The following is a 12,749-nucleotide window of genomic DNA, read 5'->3' on the forward strand; positions in this document are numbered from 1 at the left end:
CCACGTCGGTGTTAGCGTCAGCGAGACAACTTCACATCCGACAGGGGAGCGCACAGCGCTGAGAGTGCGGGCATGCCCGCAGACCCTCGAACCTGATCTGGGTAATGCCAGCGCAGGGAGTTCGGTCGACCTCCAGCCGCGCCGCAGTCCGGTGCCACCGGACGCGGCGTGCGTCTTCTCCTGGTTCGCACTCACGAACTGGGAGCAACACATGAGTTCCACCACCGACACACACCGTTGGCGGACCATCGACATCGTGGTCGCCTCGGTGATCGCGGTCGCCTTCGGCGTCATCTTCTGGGCCTGGGGCCTGGTCTGGAGCGCCACCGAGGGTGCGTTCGCCTTCTTCCCGCCGGCGCAGGCACTGTTGTACGGCGTCTGGCTGATGCCGGCCGTGATCGGCGGTCTGGTCATCCGCAAGCCCGGTGCCGCGCTCTACTGCGAGACGGTGGCCGCGGTCCTCTCCGCGCTGCTGGGCAGCCAGTGGGCCGGCACGGTGATCCCGCAGGGCATCGTGCAGGGCATCGGCGCGGAGCTGGCGTTCGCCGCCTTCCGGTACCGGTCGTTCCGGCTGCCCACCGCGGTGGTGGCCGGCGCGCTGACCGGTCTCAGCGCCGCGCTGTTCGACTTCTTCATCTGGAACGTCGACTACGCGCTGGCCGACTACCGCATCCCGTACGCGCTGATCACCATCGTCAGCGCAACGGTGATCGCCGGAGCGGGCGGCTGGCTGCTGACCAGGGCCCTGGCCAACACCGGTGTCCTGGACCGTTTCCCGGTAGGCCGGGACCGCGCCCTGATCTGACCCCACCCACTCGCGTCGATCATGAGGTTGACGGGCGGATGGATCTTCAGAACCACCGTCAACCTCATGATCGACCGTGCAGGGTGGAGCCGGGGCTTGGGAGGGGGTGTTTGGTGGGCGGGGTACTGCTGCGGGGGTTCGGTTGGCGGCACGCCGGGCGGCGCGCGTGGGCTCTGCGCGGGGTCGACCTGCGGGTTGAGGTCGGGGAGCGGGTGCTGCTGCTCGGGCCCTCGGGGGCCGGTAAGAGCACCCTGCTCAGCGCGCTCGCCGGGCTGCTACCCGAGGACTCCGGCGAGCAGGAGGGCACCGTCGAGATCGACGGGCTCGACCCCCGCAAGGGCCGGGAACGGGTCGGCATCGTCTTCCAGGACCCGGAAACCCAACTGGTGATGGCCCGCTGCGGCGACGACGTCGCGTTCGGGCTGGAGAACCGGGGAGTGCCCGCCGACGAGATCTGGCCCCGGGTGGACGAGGCGCTGCACCGGGTCGGCTTCCCGTACTCCCGGGACCGCAACACGGCCGCACTGTCCGGCGGCGAGCAGCAACGCCTGGCCCTGGCCGGCGCGCTGGCCCTGCGCCCCGGCCTGCTGCTGCTTGACGAGCCGACCGCCAACCTCGACCCGGCCGGGGCCGAGCTGATCCGGCAGGCGGTTGCCGGGGCGCTGGACGCCGACACCACGCTGATCCTGGTCGAGCACCGGGTCGCCGAGGCGCTGCCACTGGTCGACCGGGTGGTCGTCCTGGACCCGGGCGGCGGGGTCCGTGCGGACGGCACGCCCGAGGCGGTCTTCGCCGCCCACGGCCCCGCCCTGGCCGCCGAGGGAGTCTGGGTGCCGGGTCACCCCATCGCGCCCCGGCGGGCCACCGCCGCTCCCGGCGAGCTGTTGCTCACCGCCGACCGGCTCGGCCTGCCACCCCGGCTGGCCTCCACCGATCTGGCGGTACGCGCCGGAGAGGCACTCGCCGTACGCGGACCCAACGGCGCCGGCAAGTCCACCCTGGCGTTGCTGCTCGGCGGGCTGCTCCGGCCAGGCACCGGCCGGGTCAACGCGTCCGCCGAGTTGGCCGGCGCGGACCATCGCACTCCCCCGCACCGCTGGCGGGCACCCGCGCTGACCCGGCGGATCGGGTCCGTCTTCCAGGACCCGGAGCACCAGTTCGTCACGAGCACCGTCTTCGACGAGCTGGCGCTCGGCCCGCGCCGCACCGGTCAACCCGAGGCAGCCGTGCGGGAGACCGTGGCCGGGCTGCTGGAGCGACTACGACTGGATCGGCTCGCCGCCGCCAACCCGTACACCCTCTCCGGGGGCGAGGCGCGGCGGCTGAGCGTGGCGACGGCCCTGGCCACCGCGCCCCGTCTGTTGATCTGCGATGAACCGACCTTCGGCCAGGACCGGCGGACCTGGCGGGAGCTGGTCGACCTCTTCGCCGAGCTGCGCGACGCCGGGCACGGCGTCGTCGCGGTCACCCACGACGCGGCTTTCGTCGCCGCTCTCGCCGACCGCACCGTCACCCTGCACCGGGCCGTGACCGGCGACGGTGCCCGATGATCAGCATCGAACCGGTCGCCGCGCCCGGTGCGCCGTTGGCCCGCCGCAACCCGGTGGCGAAGGTCGCCGCAGCGCTGGTCTTCTCGTTCACCCTGCTGGCCACCCTGGACCCGGTGGCCCCGGCGATCGCCATCGCGCTCGAACTCGCCGTACTCCCGCTGTTCGGCATCCGCTACCGGGTGCTGGCCCGGCGGGCCTGGCCGCTGCTCCTCAGCGCCGTCGGCATCCTGGTCACCCTGGTGCTCTTCGCCGCCGACCGGTCCGGTCGGGTCCTGCTGGACGCGGGGCCGGTGTTCGTGAGCACCGGCGTGCTGCTCACCGCGCTCGGCCTGGTGCTGCGGGTCTTCGCGGTGGCACTGCCGGGCGTGATCGTCTTCGCGACCACCGACCCCACCGACCTGGCCGACGCGCTGATCCAGAACGCGAAGGCGCCGGCCCGGTTCGCCATCGGGGCGCTCGCCGCGTTCCGGCTGGTGCCGCTGCTCGGTCAGGAGTGGCAGATGATCAGCATGGCCCGGCGGGCGCGGGGCGTCGACGCGGGACGCAACCCGGTGGCGAAGCTACGACTGTTCGCCTCCACCGCGTTCGCGCTGCTGGTCGGGGCGATCCGCCGCGGCACCCGGCTGGCCGTGGCGATGGACGCGCGTGGCTTCGACGCCGGCACCCCCCGGACCGTGGCCCGCCGGCAGCGCTTCACCCGGGCCGACGGGCTGCTCGTCGCCGGGGCGGCCGCCCTGGCCGCCGGCGCACTGACCACGAGCATCCTCCTCGGCAGCTTCCGCCCCCTGATCGGCTGACCTGACCCCTTCTCTCCGAGCAGGGCGCCGCCCAGCGTCTCTGAGCGTCGCCGCGCGGGCATGATCCGCACAACTTCAGGGATGGTGCTGCTTCGTTGGGCGGTGAGGCAGCACCATCCCTGAAGTTGCTGTCTGCCTCACCGCCCACGGGGGTCGGGACCGCGCGGGTGGGTGCGGGGTCGGTCAGCTGCGGCGGAAGGCGTAGCGGCGGCTCTGGCCGGCTTGTTGACCACGCCCGCCGGCCGAGCGTGTCCCGCCACCCTGCGGCGGTCCAGCGGTCGGTGCCTTCGGTCGCCCGGCGACCTTCGGCAGGTCTGCCACCACCGGCGCGTCGACTGCTGCCGGCACGTCGAACGGCGGCACCAGCTCACCCGGCACCACCGCTGGCGGAGCCGGCTGACTCAGCACCGCCGGCAGCGCCGGCTCGACCAGCACTGCCGGCTCACCCAACTCCGCCGGAAACGCCGGATCGACCAGGAGAGCCGGTTGGACCGCGAGATCGAAGTCGGGGCGGGTCGGTAGGAGCGCGTCATGGCCGGCCGCCGCGTCTGTGCCGGCGGACGTGGGTACGACTGAACGGGATTTCTTCCGGTTGCGCCTGGCAGGCATCCGGGCCTCCTTCAAAGCCGACCGGCACGGCCGGTCCCGCGCGCCGGCGGTCGGTCGGATCGGCTGATGACCGTCGTCGTGCGACGGTCCAACGGGGAAGGGACTGCTCACCGGGGTCGGGACACAGCCAGCGCCGCCGAACGGCGGGTGGGAGATGCGGGACGCCCGGGAGCGCACGGACCGCGACGCGGGGCGGCGGGCCGGCTCGGAAGTGGGGCGTCAGTTGCGCATGCCCGCACTCTATCGGCACCAGGTGGGGCGGTGCAGCCGATTTTCCTGGCACCATCGGCGGCATGCTGATCGCGTTCTCGATAACCCCGCTCGGTGTCGGTGAGTCCGTCGGTGACCTGGTCGCCGAGGCGGTACGGGTGGTCCGCGACTCGGGCCTTCCCAACCGCACCGACGCCATGTTCACCACCGTCGAGGGTGAGTGGGACGAGGTGATGGCGGTCGTCAAACAGGCGGTCGACGTGGTGGCCGCGCACGCACCCCGGGTGAGCGTGGTGCTCAAGGCCGACATCCGGCCGGGGGTGACCGACGCGCTCACCGCGAAGGTGGCGCACGTGGAGAACCGGCTGGCCCAGGGCTGAGCGCCATCGGTCGGTGACCGGCTGTTGGGCAGCGCTCCCCCATGGCCCCTGCGTCGCGATACCGTCGCAACACATTGACACGACGGCGAGAGGTGGCGGCACGGATGGTTGAGCAGGCGAGGGCGCAGATTGGTGTGACCGGGCTGGCGGTGATGGGTCGGAATGTGGCCCGCAACCTGGCCCGCAACGGCTTCACGGTGGCAGTGCACAACCGGTCGCCGGAACGCACCCGCAGCCTGGTTGCCGAGCACGGTGACGAGGGCACGTTCCTGCCCGGCGAGTCGATGGCCGATTTCGTGGCGTCGTTGGAGCGCCCCCGCGCGGTCATCGTCATGGTCAAGGCTGGCGCACCCACCGACGCGGTGATCGACGAGTTGGTGCCGCTGCTGGAAGAGGGCGACATCATCGTCGACTGCGGCAACGCCCACTTCGCCGACACCCGCCGTCGGGAGGAGGCGCTGCGCGCGCAGGGCCTGCACTTCAGCGGCACCGGCGTCTCCGGTGGCGAGGAGGGCGCGCTGCGGGGGCCGAGCATCATGCCGGGCGGTTCCGCCGAGTCGTACGCCAAGCTCGGGCCGATGTTCGAGAAGATCGCCGCGCAGGTGGACGGTGTGCCGTGCTGCATGCACGTCGGGCCGGACGGCGCCGGGCACTTCGTCAAGATGGTGCACAACGGCATTGAGTACGCCGACATGCAGCTCATCGCCGAGGCGTACGACCTGCTGCGGGCCGGTCTGGGCGCGGAGCCGGCGGAGATCGCGGAGATCTTCCGCGACTGGAACAACGGCGAGCTGGAGTCGTTCCTCATCGAGATCACCGCCGATGTGCTCGCGCACACCGATGCGGCGACCGGCCGGGCGTTCGTGGACATCGTGCAGGACCGTGCCGAGCAGAAGGGCACCGGCCGGTGGACGGTGCAGAGCGCCCTGGACCTGGGCATCCCGATCACCGGGATCGCCGAGGCGACCTTCGCCCGGTCGCTCTCCGGGCACGTCGACCAGCGGGAGGCGGCCCGTCGGGCGTTCCCGGACGCGGGTGAGAAGTGGCAGGTCGCCGACCGGGACGCGTTCATCGAGGACGTCCGCCGGGCGCTGCTCGCTTCCAAGATCGTTGCGTACGCGCAGGGCTTCGACCACATCCGGGCCGGCAGCGAGGAATACAACTGGGACATCGACCTCGGCGGCACCGCGACGATCTGGCGGGGCGGCTGCATCATCCGGGCCCGCTTCCTCAACCGGATCCGCGAGGCGTACGACCAGCAGCCCGACCTGTCGACGCTGCTGGTGGCACCGTACTTTGCCGAGGCGGTCGCCGCCGGTGTGCCGAGCTGGCGCCGGGTGGTGGGTGACGCCACCCGGGCCGGTGTGCCGACGCCCGCGTTCTCGTCGTCGCTGGCCTACTTCGACGCGCTGCGCGCCGAACGGCTGCCCGCCGCGCTGATCCAGGGTCTGCGGGACAACTTCGGGGCGCACACCTACCAGCGGGTGGACCGGGACGGCTCGTTCCACACCACCTGGGCCGGCGACCGCGCCGAGTCTCCCGCCTGACCTGAGCGACGGTCACCTGACCCCGCCCACGTGGGGTCAGGTGACCGTGGCGTGCATCTCCCAGACGAGGATCTCGGCTGGTTCGTCGGCGGTGACCCGCCGGCCGCCGGTCATGGTGAGCCGGGCCGCGTCGCCGGTGCCGAGCGGGCCGCTGCCCTCCAGGGTCACCGTGCCGTTGGGCACGTACAGGTGCACGAAGGGCGCGTCGGGGATGGTCACCTCGTCGCCGGGGGCGAGTCGGGCGGCGTGCAGGGTCGCGTACCGGTTGCGGATCCGGATGGCGGACGCCCCGTCGTAGCGTTCCATCCCGGAGGCGATCGGCACCAGGCCGCCGCGGAGCAGCTCGTCCTCGATCTCCAACTGCTCGTAGCCGGGGTCGCCGCCGTCCTCGTCGGGGAGCACCCACATCTGCACGAAGTGGACCGGGTCGCTGTGCGGCTCCTGGTTGTTGAGCCGCCAGGCGTCGTTCTTCTCCGAGTGCAGAATGCCGGTGCCGGCGCTCATCCGCTGCGCCAGCCCCGGGTAGATCACCCCGGAGTGCCCGGTGGAGTCCTGGTGCACCAGGGAGCCACGCAGCACCCAGGTGACGATCTCCATGTCCTGGTGCGGGTGGGTCTCGAAGCCGGCACCCGGTCGCACGACGTCGTCGTTGTTGACCAGCAGCAGACCGTGGTGGGTGTTGGCCGGGTCGTAGTGCCGGGAGAACGAGAACGAGTGGTGGGAGTCGAGCCAGGAGATCCGGGTGGAGAAGCGGTCCTCGCCACGACGGATGTCGACGGCGGGCGCGGTCACCAGGCACGCTGCCCGGTGTCGGAGGTCGACGGCGCCCACGTCAGGGCCGGTTCGCCGGTGGCCAGCTCGGCGATCTCGCCGGTGCGCAGCTGCGGGGTGTGGCCGAACTCGGCGCAGTGCTGCTCGGCGATCTCGGCGCAGATGTCGGCCACCTGTTCGCAGATCGGGTCACCCAGATCGGCCGCGTTCAACGCCATGATCATCTTGAACCGAAGATCCCGCACACCCACCCCAACCGCAGTAGTCCCGCCACGTCCGGACCCTACCCGCCGCCCTTTCGCGAGACCCCGAAACGACAGCTCAGTCCCCCAGCCGGAACCCCTCCGCCCCGGCCGCGTCGATCATGCAGTTGTGGTGCCGCACAGAAGCGGCGAAAGCGGTGGAACCACCCACCACAACTCCATGATCGACCGGGTTGGGGGCGGGTTTGGGGCACAGGGAGGCGCCGCCCACACGGGGTGTGGGCGGCGCCGGTGGGTCTGGGGTTAGAAGAAGCGGCGGCGCTTGGCCTTCTGCGGGCGCATCAGGTCAGCGCCCCTGGTCAGCAACCGGGTAGCCCCGGAGGGACCACGCCGGGCCTCCAGGGTGTGGCTGAGCCGGCGAGCACCGGCAGCCGCCAGTGGCACCGCGACCGCCATCACCGCCCACTGGGCAATGCGCTTCTGGATCATGTGGGTTCACCTCCGTCAGTGGCTTCTGACGTCACTGATACCCAGAGTGACGTGCAGGTAAGCGTCGGTTCAGAGAACCGGGGCGACCGGGTTGGGCAGCGCCCCGCCGAAGCGCCGGTCCCGCTGCGCGTACAGCTCGCACGCATACCAGAGGTGGCGGCGATCGAAGTCGGGCCAGAGCGTGTCCAGGAAGACGAGCTCGGCGTACGCGGCCTGCCAGAGCAGGAAGTTGGAGATCCGCTCCTCGCCGGAGGGGCGCAGGAACAGGTCGACCTCCGGGACCTCCGGGTGGTAGAGGTACTTCGCGACGGTCTTCTCGCTGACCTTCGCCGGATCCAGCCGGCCGGCCGCCACGTCCCGTGCGATCGCGGCTGCGGCGTCGCCGATCTCGGCCTGCCCGCCGTAGTTGACGCAGAACTGCAGGGTCAGCGTCGAGTTGTCCCGGGACATCTCCTCGGCGGTCTGCAACTCGGAGATGACGCTCTTCCACAACCGCCCGGCCCGGCCCGACCAGACCACCCGGACGCCGAGGTCGACCAACTCGTCGCGACGGCGACGGATCACGTCCCGGTTGAACCCCATCAGGAACCGGACCTCGTCGGGCGAGCGTCGCCAGTTCTCGGTGGAGAACGCGTACACCGACAGGTACGGGATGCCCATCTCGATCGCACCCTCGATGGTGTCGAAGAGGCTGTGCTCCCCCGCCTCGTGCCCCTTCGTGCGGGGCAGCCCGCGGTCCTTGGCCCAGCGGCCGTTGCCGTCCATCACCACCGCCACGTGCTTCGGCACCGCGTCGCCGGGCAGTGCCGGCGGCCGGGCGCCGGACGGGTGTGGTGTCGGCGGCGTCGGCTCGCGCCGGCCGGCCTTCTTCGATCGGATCACTCGGTCACTCCCTGTTCGCGCCGTCCGCCCCGGCCTCGACGTCGCCACGTGGCCGGAGCACCACGGCCCCGGTGCCATCCGGCGGCGAGGCCGTGCTGGTCGCCGAGGGACCCCGGTCGACCAGCGGCAGCGAGCGTAGCGCGCGCTCCAGGTGCCACTGGAGGTGAGCCGCGACCAGCCCACTGCACTCCCGGCGTACGCCGGCTTCGGTGGCGTCGGCGAGCACCCAGTCACCGGTGGTCAGCGCGGACATCAGGTCGACGGTGGCCGGCGCGGGGTGGGCCGCGCCGGGTGGTCGGCAATCGGGACAGACCGTGCCGCCGGCGGGCACGGAGAACGCCCGGTGCCGGCCGGGGGTGCCGCAGACGGCGCAGGCGATCAGCGCCGGCGCCCAGCCCGCGAGGGCCATCCCCCGCAGCAGGTACGCGTCGAGCACCAGGGTGGTGGCGTGCTCGCCCCGGGACAGCGCCTTCAACGCGCCCACGGTGAGCTGGAACAGCCGCAGCGACGGCTCCCGCTCCACCGGGGTCAGTCGCTCGGCGGTCTCGGCGATCGCGCTCGCCGCCGTGTAGCGCGGATAATCCCCCAGGAACCGCTTGCCGTACAGGTCGATGCCCTCGACCTGGCTGACGCTGTGCAGTGAGCTGCCGTGGTTGCCCTTCGGGTCGCCGGCGAGCTGGAGGTCGACGTGGCCGAACGGTTCCAACCGGGCGCCGAACTTGCTGGTGGTGCGGCGGATCCCCCGGGCCACCGCGCGCAGCCGGCCATGTCGACGGGTCAGCAGGGTGATGATCCGGTCGGACTCGCCGAGTTTCTGCACACGCAGCACCACCGCGTCGTCGCGGTAGAGCTGTCGGCGATACCCGGCCATCGGGCCATTCTCCCTCGGGGTGTGAAATCAGGGTCGGTTCGGGGTGGATGCGCGGATGAACCCCGATGCGCGTGGCTCCGCACCGGCCGTAGCGTGCTGGCCATGGCAATGCAATCCACCACCGACGCCCGCCGTCGTCGCGCCGCCACCCCCATCGCCCTGGGGCTGACAACCGCCCTCATCGTGCTCGCAGGGTGCGACAACCTGGCCATGCGCCGGCTCGACTACGACGACACCGAGGCCGTGAAGATCACCACCATCCGGGTGCTGCCGGGCGCCGGCGACGTGATCGTCCGGGGCACCGCCACCGCCGCGGAGGCGCGGATCAAGCGGGTGGTGCGCTACCAGGGCGGCGAGCCCAAGGCCCGGTACGAGATCAAGGGCAGCGAGCTGGTGCTGGACACCGACTGCGGCGACCGGTGCAGCGTCTCCTACGAGGTGGCCGTGCCGGAGGGCGTCGCCCTTCAGGGCGAGTCCGGCTCCGGCGATGTCGAGCTGAGCCGGGTCGGCGCGGTGGACCTGCGCCTGGGCTCCGGTAACGTCCGGGTCAACGGCGCCTCCGGCACGGTCGGAGTGGAGACCGGGTCCGGAAACATCGACGTGAGCGAGGCCAGTGGGACGATCCGCCTGCGCGCCGGCTCGGGGGACATCACGGCGCGCCGCCTCGGTGGCACGGCGGACGCCGAGGCCGGCTCCGGCAATGTCACAGTCGAGCTGGACAAGCCCGCCTCGGCCCGGGCGCACGCCTCCAGCGGCGACGTCACGATGCTGGTGCCTGCGGGCAGCTACCAGGTGCGCTCCAGCACCGGTTCCGGCGACGCGCGGATCACCGTCACGCACGACCCGGCAGCGACCGACGTGCTCGACGGCTCGGCCGGCAGCGGCAACGTCACGATCAGCCAGCGCTGACATCGCTCCGTGCCGCCGCAGCCCGCTGCGGTGGCACCACCGCCCGCCCGAGGGTGGCCACGGCCGGCTGCTCGTCGGGACGGTCGCGGAGCTCGGTGTCGAGCTGGTCGGCCAGCTCAGCTGCCTGGACCGGGCCGCCGGGGATCAGCTCCGGGCGGCGACGGGCGGCGACGTCCTCGACCCAACCGACGGCCAGGGTGACCACCCCGACCAGCGCGAAGACCAGCACCACCCGGATGGCCAGACCCACCGGGTCCTGATGGGACCAACCCACCACGTCGACCAGCGGAGTGAGCGCCACCACGAACGGCATGTGCCAGAGATAGATGGTGAGCGCCCGCCGGTTGACCACGGTCACCGCCCGGTCAGCCAGCCGGCTTCGGGCCAGCCAGGCCACCCCGGCGGGGGCTCGGCCCAGCACGATCAGGATGAACGCGGCCGACCAGAGCGCGTTGCCGAGGTGGTTGTCGTTGAGGTCGTACCCGCGCGGGCCGGGATGCCCGACGATCCAGGCGCCGCCGGTCACCGCGAGCGCGAGCGCCACCGGGTACAGCATCCGACCTGCGAGCCGGCGCAGCATCCCGGCGTGATGGGCGAAGCCGAGCATCCATGCTCCGAAGTAGAGCCCGAACTCGCGCAGCACCGGAGGCGCCGGGTAGATCCCCACCTCGATCGCCACCAGCAGGAGGTACGGGGCGAGCAGGGTCGGCAGCGGGGCACGCCGGAACAGCCCGAACGCGACCGGTGAGGCGAGCACGAACCACAGGTAGTCGCGCAGGTACCAGATGATGCTCAGCGCCAGGGCGCCCCAGTTGTTGGCCGGCGGGTCGGCGATCGGAAACAGCCACAGCAGCACTCGGGGGCTCATCGGCATCCCGCTGAGCAGCATGGCCGGCACGAAGACCAACGCGAGCACCCACAACGACGGCAGCAGCCGCCGCAGCCGCCGCCCGACCGCCGCCGGCCCGGAACGGGTCAACGAAGCGGCCATCAGCGAGCCGGCCAGCGCGAACATCACCGACATGGCGGGGAAGACGAGGGTGAGGGTCGCCCATCCAGTGACGTGGTAGACGACAACTCGAACGATGGCCAGGAAACGGAGTAGATCGAGATACCGGTTGCGCATCAGCCTGCATCTGGGTCGGGGACGCGGGGCGTAACTCCCCTACCCTGCGCGGTGGCCGCGCGAAACGGTCACCACCCCGACCAAACGTGAGCCTTTCCACCCACCTGACCGAAGACGATCATGAGTTGCACGGCATGTTCACCGACGATTGCGGGGCCGGCGGCTCGGCCGGCCCCGCAACCACAGTGAGGGACGATGACTGAACCACTGTCCAGCGTGGAGGCACTGCTGGCGCCAGCTCACCGCGTCATCATCGTCGCGGGCGCGGTTGCCGAGTTTCTGGACCTGCCGGGCCGTGCCAGCGCGCTGTGCTACGCCGGCGACGACGTCCTTTACCTGATGAGTGCTTCGGGTTCCTATCACCGCGCGCGGGTAGTGCTCGAGTCGTGGGCCGCCCCCCCGCCGGACGACCGCACGGGCGTGGACGCTCAGCAGCAGGTGACACTGGCACTGAGCGACGGCACCGTGCACGTCTCCGGCATGTTGGAGTTCCAGGCCAGCCCGATCCTGACCCTCGGTCCACCGGGCCGCTACCACGCGCGGGTCGATGTCACCGGGCGTGCCGAACTGCGCAGTGTCGAAGCCCGGCCGGACCACCCCGTCCCCATCATGGACGTGGAACGGTTCCTGGTCCGCTTCTGGGCCGAGCGTCAGGGCGAGGGGTGACCGGATTTCTCTGGTCGATCCCGGCCGGTGTGGTGGATCAGAAACCCAGCTTGCGCAGCTGCTTCGGGTCGCGCTGCCAGTCCTTCGCGACGCGGACGTGCAGGTCGAGATAGACCCGACTGCCGAGCAGCTCCTCGATCTGCCGACGGGCGTTCGTGCCGACCTCCTTGAGCCGGCTCGCCTTGTGACCGAGAACGATGGCCTTCTGGCTGGGCCGCTCCACGTAAAGGTCGGCGTAGATCTTCATGACCTGACCCTCGGGGATCATCTCCTCCACCACCACGGCGATGGAGTGCGGCAGCTCGTCACGGACCCCCTCCAGGGCTGCCTCCCGGATCAGCTCCGCGACGAGAACCTGCTCGGGATCGTCGGTCAGCATGTCGTCCGGGTAGAGCTGCGGCGACGGCGGCAGATATTTGGTCATCACGTCGACCAGGGTGTCCACCTGGTGCCCGGACACCGCGCTCACCGGCACGATCTCGGCGAACTCCCCCATCTGGCTCACCGCGAGCAGCTGCTCCGCCAGGCGGCGCTTGTCGACCAGGTCGGTCTTGGTGACCACCGCCAGGACTGTCGCCTTCAACTCGGCCAGCTCACCGGTGATGAACCGGTCACCGCGCCCCACCGGCTCGTCCGCCGGAATGCACAGACCGATGACGTCGACCTCCGTCCAGGTGGAACGGACCAGGTCGTTGAGGCGCTCGCCGAGCAGCGTACGGGGGCGGTGCAGGCCCGGGGTGTCGACCAGGACCAGCTGCGACTCCGGTCGGTGCAGCACGGCCCGGATGACGTGCCGGGTGGTCTGCGGCTTGTTCGAGGTGATCGCGATCTTGGTGCCGACGATGGCGTTGGTCAGCGTCGACTTGCCCGCGTTGGGCCGGCCGACGAAGCAGCCGAACCCGGCACGGTACGGCCGCGCCTCCGGGTCCTGCAC

General features: G+C 71.4%; 15 protein-coding genes and 1 riboswitch. Of the genes, 7 read left to right on the top strand and 8 right to left on the bottom strand.

Features of this window, described 5'->3' with window-relative positions:
* The first annotated feature begins 32 nt into the window (after nucleotides 1–32).
* Nucleotides 33–137, top strand: a riboswitch (TPP riboswitch).
* Nucleotides 138–211: 74 nt separating this feature from the next.
* The 3 genes from CLT68_RS32025 to CLT68_RS32035 all read left to right on the top strand — a co-directional run bounded on the left by CLT68_RS32025 (nucleotide 212) and on the right by CLT68_RS32035 (nucleotide 3,152).
* Nucleotides 212–805: an ECF transporter S component gene (locus CLT68_RS32025; RefSeq protein WP_099857884.1), complete on the top strand. Its 594-nt coding sequence runs from the start codon at nucleotides 212–214 to the stop codon at nucleotides 803–805.
* A gap of 113 nt (nucleotides 806–918) precedes the next feature.
* Complete coding sequence (locus CLT68_RS32030) at nucleotides 919–2,355, top strand: ABC transporter ATP-binding protein (protein ID WP_099856532.1); 1,437 nt, start codon at nucleotides 919–921, stop codon at nucleotides 2,353–2,355.
* Complete coding sequence (locus CLT68_RS32035; RefSeq protein WP_099856534.1) at nucleotides 2,352–3,152, top strand: CbiQ family ECF transporter T component; 801 nt, start codon at nucleotides 2,352–2,354, stop codon at nucleotides 3,150–3,152. Before CLT68_RS32030 ends, CLT68_RS32035 begins: the two co-directional genes overlap by 4 nt.
* Before the next feature lie 183 nt (nucleotides 3,153–3,335).
* On the opposite strand, the gene CLT68_RS32040 is transcribed toward CLT68_RS32035, so the two are convergent.
* Nucleotides 3,336–3,761, bottom strand: a complete 426-nt coding sequence (locus CLT68_RS32040; RefSeq protein ID WP_099856536.1) for a hypothetical protein — start codon at nucleotides 3,759–3,761, stop codon at nucleotides 3,336–3,338.
* Between the two features lie 293 nt (nucleotides 3,762–4,054).
* Here CLT68_RS32040 and CLT68_RS32045 point away from each other — a divergent pair, with 293 nt between their 5' ends.
* Together CLT68_RS32045 and gndA are read left to right on the top strand one after the other, a co-directional pair.
* Nucleotides 4,055–4,351 carry an MTH1187 family thiamine-binding protein gene (locus tag CLT68_RS32045; RefSeq protein ID WP_099856538.1) on the top strand — a complete coding sequence of 99 codons (297 nt, stop codon included), beginning with the start codon at nucleotides 4,055–4,057 and terminating at the stop codon, nucleotides 4,349–4,351.
* A 104-nt stretch (nucleotides 4,352–4,455) separates the two neighbouring features.
* On the top strand, nucleotides 4,456–5,898 hold the full coding sequence (gene gndA, locus CLT68_RS32050) for an NADP-dependent phosphogluconate dehydrogenase (protein ID WP_099856540.1): 1,443 nt from the start codon (nucleotides 4,456–4,458) through the stop codon (nucleotides 5,896–5,898).
* Nucleotides 5,899–5,934: 36 nt separating this feature from the next.
* On the opposite strand, the gene CLT68_RS32055 is transcribed toward gndA, so the two are convergent.
* The 5 genes from CLT68_RS32055 to recO form a co-directional block, all read right to left on the bottom strand.
* The gene (locus CLT68_RS32055) at nucleotides 5,935–6,690 is read right to left on the bottom strand and encodes a pirin family protein (RefSeq protein ID WP_099856542.1); all 756 of its coding nucleotides are present in this window, start codon (nucleotides 6,688–6,690) and stop codon (nucleotides 5,935–5,937) included.
* Nucleotides 6,687–6,887: a thioredoxin reductase gene (locus CLT68_RS32060; protein WP_231927123.1), complete on the bottom strand. Its 201-nt coding sequence runs from the start codon at nucleotides 6,885–6,887 to the stop codon at nucleotides 6,687–6,689. The genes CLT68_RS32055 and CLT68_RS32060 overlap by 4 nt, the downstream gene beginning before the upstream one ends.
* A 288-nt stretch (nucleotides 6,888–7,175) precedes the next feature.
* Nucleotides 7,176–7,361 (bottom strand): hypothetical protein, encoded by a 186-nt coding sequence (locus tag CLT68_RS32065; RefSeq protein ID WP_088949682.1) that lies wholly within the window; start codon nucleotides 7,359–7,361, stop codon nucleotides 7,176–7,178.
* 69 nt (nucleotides 7,362–7,430) lie between these two features.
* Complete coding sequence (locus tag CLT68_RS32070; protein ID WP_088949683.1) at nucleotides 7,431–8,243, bottom strand: isoprenyl transferase; 813 nt, start codon at nucleotides 8,241–8,243, stop codon at nucleotides 7,431–7,433.
* A gap of 4 nt (nucleotides 8,244–8,247) precedes the next feature.
* Entirely contained in the window at nucleotides 8,248–9,114 is an 867-nt protein-coding gene (recO, locus tag CLT68_RS32075; RefSeq protein ID WP_088949684.1) for a DNA repair protein RecO, read from the bottom strand.
* A gap of 102 nt (nucleotides 9,115–9,216) precedes the next feature.
* On the opposite strand from recO, the gene CLT68_RS32080 reads away from it, so the two are divergent.
* A complete protein-coding gene (locus tag CLT68_RS32080; RefSeq protein WP_099857886.1) occupies nucleotides 9,217–10,023 on the top strand; it encodes a DUF4097 family beta strand repeat-containing protein in 807 nt (268 codons plus the stop codon).
* On the opposite strand, the gene CLT68_RS32085 is transcribed toward CLT68_RS32080, so the two are convergent.
* Nucleotides 10,010–11,149 (bottom strand): acyltransferase family protein, encoded by a 1,140-nt coding sequence (locus CLT68_RS32085; protein ID WP_099856544.1) that lies wholly within the window; start codon nucleotides 11,147–11,149, stop codon nucleotides 10,010–10,012. The genes CLT68_RS32080 and CLT68_RS32085 overlap by 14 nt on opposite strands.
* 195 nt (nucleotides 11,150–11,344) lie before the next feature.
* Between CLT68_RS32085 and CLT68_RS32090 the strand changes: the two genes are divergently transcribed.
* Complete coding sequence (locus CLT68_RS32090) at nucleotides 11,345–11,815, top strand: hypothetical protein (RefSeq protein ID WP_143743304.1); 471 nt, start codon at nucleotides 11,345–11,347, stop codon at nucleotides 11,813–11,815.
* A gap of 37 nt (nucleotides 11,816–11,852) precedes the next feature.
* Here CLT68_RS32090 and era read toward each other — a convergent pair whose 3' ends face one another.
* Nucleotides 11,853–12,749 carry a GTPase Era gene (gene era / locus CLT68_RS32095; protein WP_099857888.1) on the bottom strand — a complete coding sequence of 299 codons (897 nt, stop codon included), beginning with the start codon at nucleotides 12,747–12,749 and terminating at the stop codon, nucleotides 11,853–11,855.

The sequence above is a fragment of the Micromonospora sp. CNZ299 genome (assembly GCF_002754415.1).

Bases quoted from the DNA above. Each gene is read 5' to 3' on its own strand.
- CLT68_RS32025 (WP_099857884.1), top strand. From the start codon at position 212: ATGAGTTCCACCACCGACACACACCGTTGGCGGACCATCGACATCGTG.
- CLT68_RS32035 (WP_099856534.1), top strand. From the start codon at position 2,352: ATGATCAGCATCGAACCGGTCGCCGCGCCCGGTGCGCCGTTGGCCCGC.
- CLT68_RS32040 (WP_099856536.1), bottom strand. From the start codon at position 3,761: ATGCCTGCCAGGCGCAACCGGAAGAAATCCCGTTCAGTCGTACCCACG.
- CLT68_RS32045 (WP_099856538.1), top strand. From the start codon at position 4,055: ATGCTGATCGCGTTCTCGATAACCCCGCTCGGTGTCGGTGAGTCCGTC.
- gndA (WP_099856540.1), top strand. From the start codon at position 4,456: ATGGTTGAGCAGGCGAGGGCGCAGATTGGTGTGACCGGGCTGGCGGTG.
- CLT68_RS32060 (WP_231927123.1), bottom strand. From the start codon at position 6,887: ATGGCGTTGAACGCGGCCGATCTGGGTGACCCGATCTGCGAACAGGTG.
- CLT68_RS32065 (WP_088949682.1), bottom strand. From the start codon at position 7,361: ATGATCCAGAAGCGCATTGCCCAGTGGGCGGTGATGGCGGTCGCGGTG.
- recO (WP_088949684.1), bottom strand. From the start codon at position 9,114: ATGGCCGGGTATCGCCGACAGCTCTACCGCGACGACGCGGTGGTGCTG.
- CLT68_RS32080 (WP_099857886.1), top strand. From the start codon at position 9,217: ATGGCAATGCAATCCACCACCGACGCCCGCCGTCGTCGCGCCGCCACC.
- CLT68_RS32085 (WP_099856544.1), bottom strand. From the start codon at position 11,149: ATGCGCAACCGGTATCTCGATCTACTCCGTTTCCTGGCCATCGTTCGA.
- CLT68_RS32090 (WP_143743304.1), top strand. From the start codon at position 11,345: ATGACTGAACCACTGTCCAGCGTGGAGGCACTGCTGGCGCCAGCTCAC.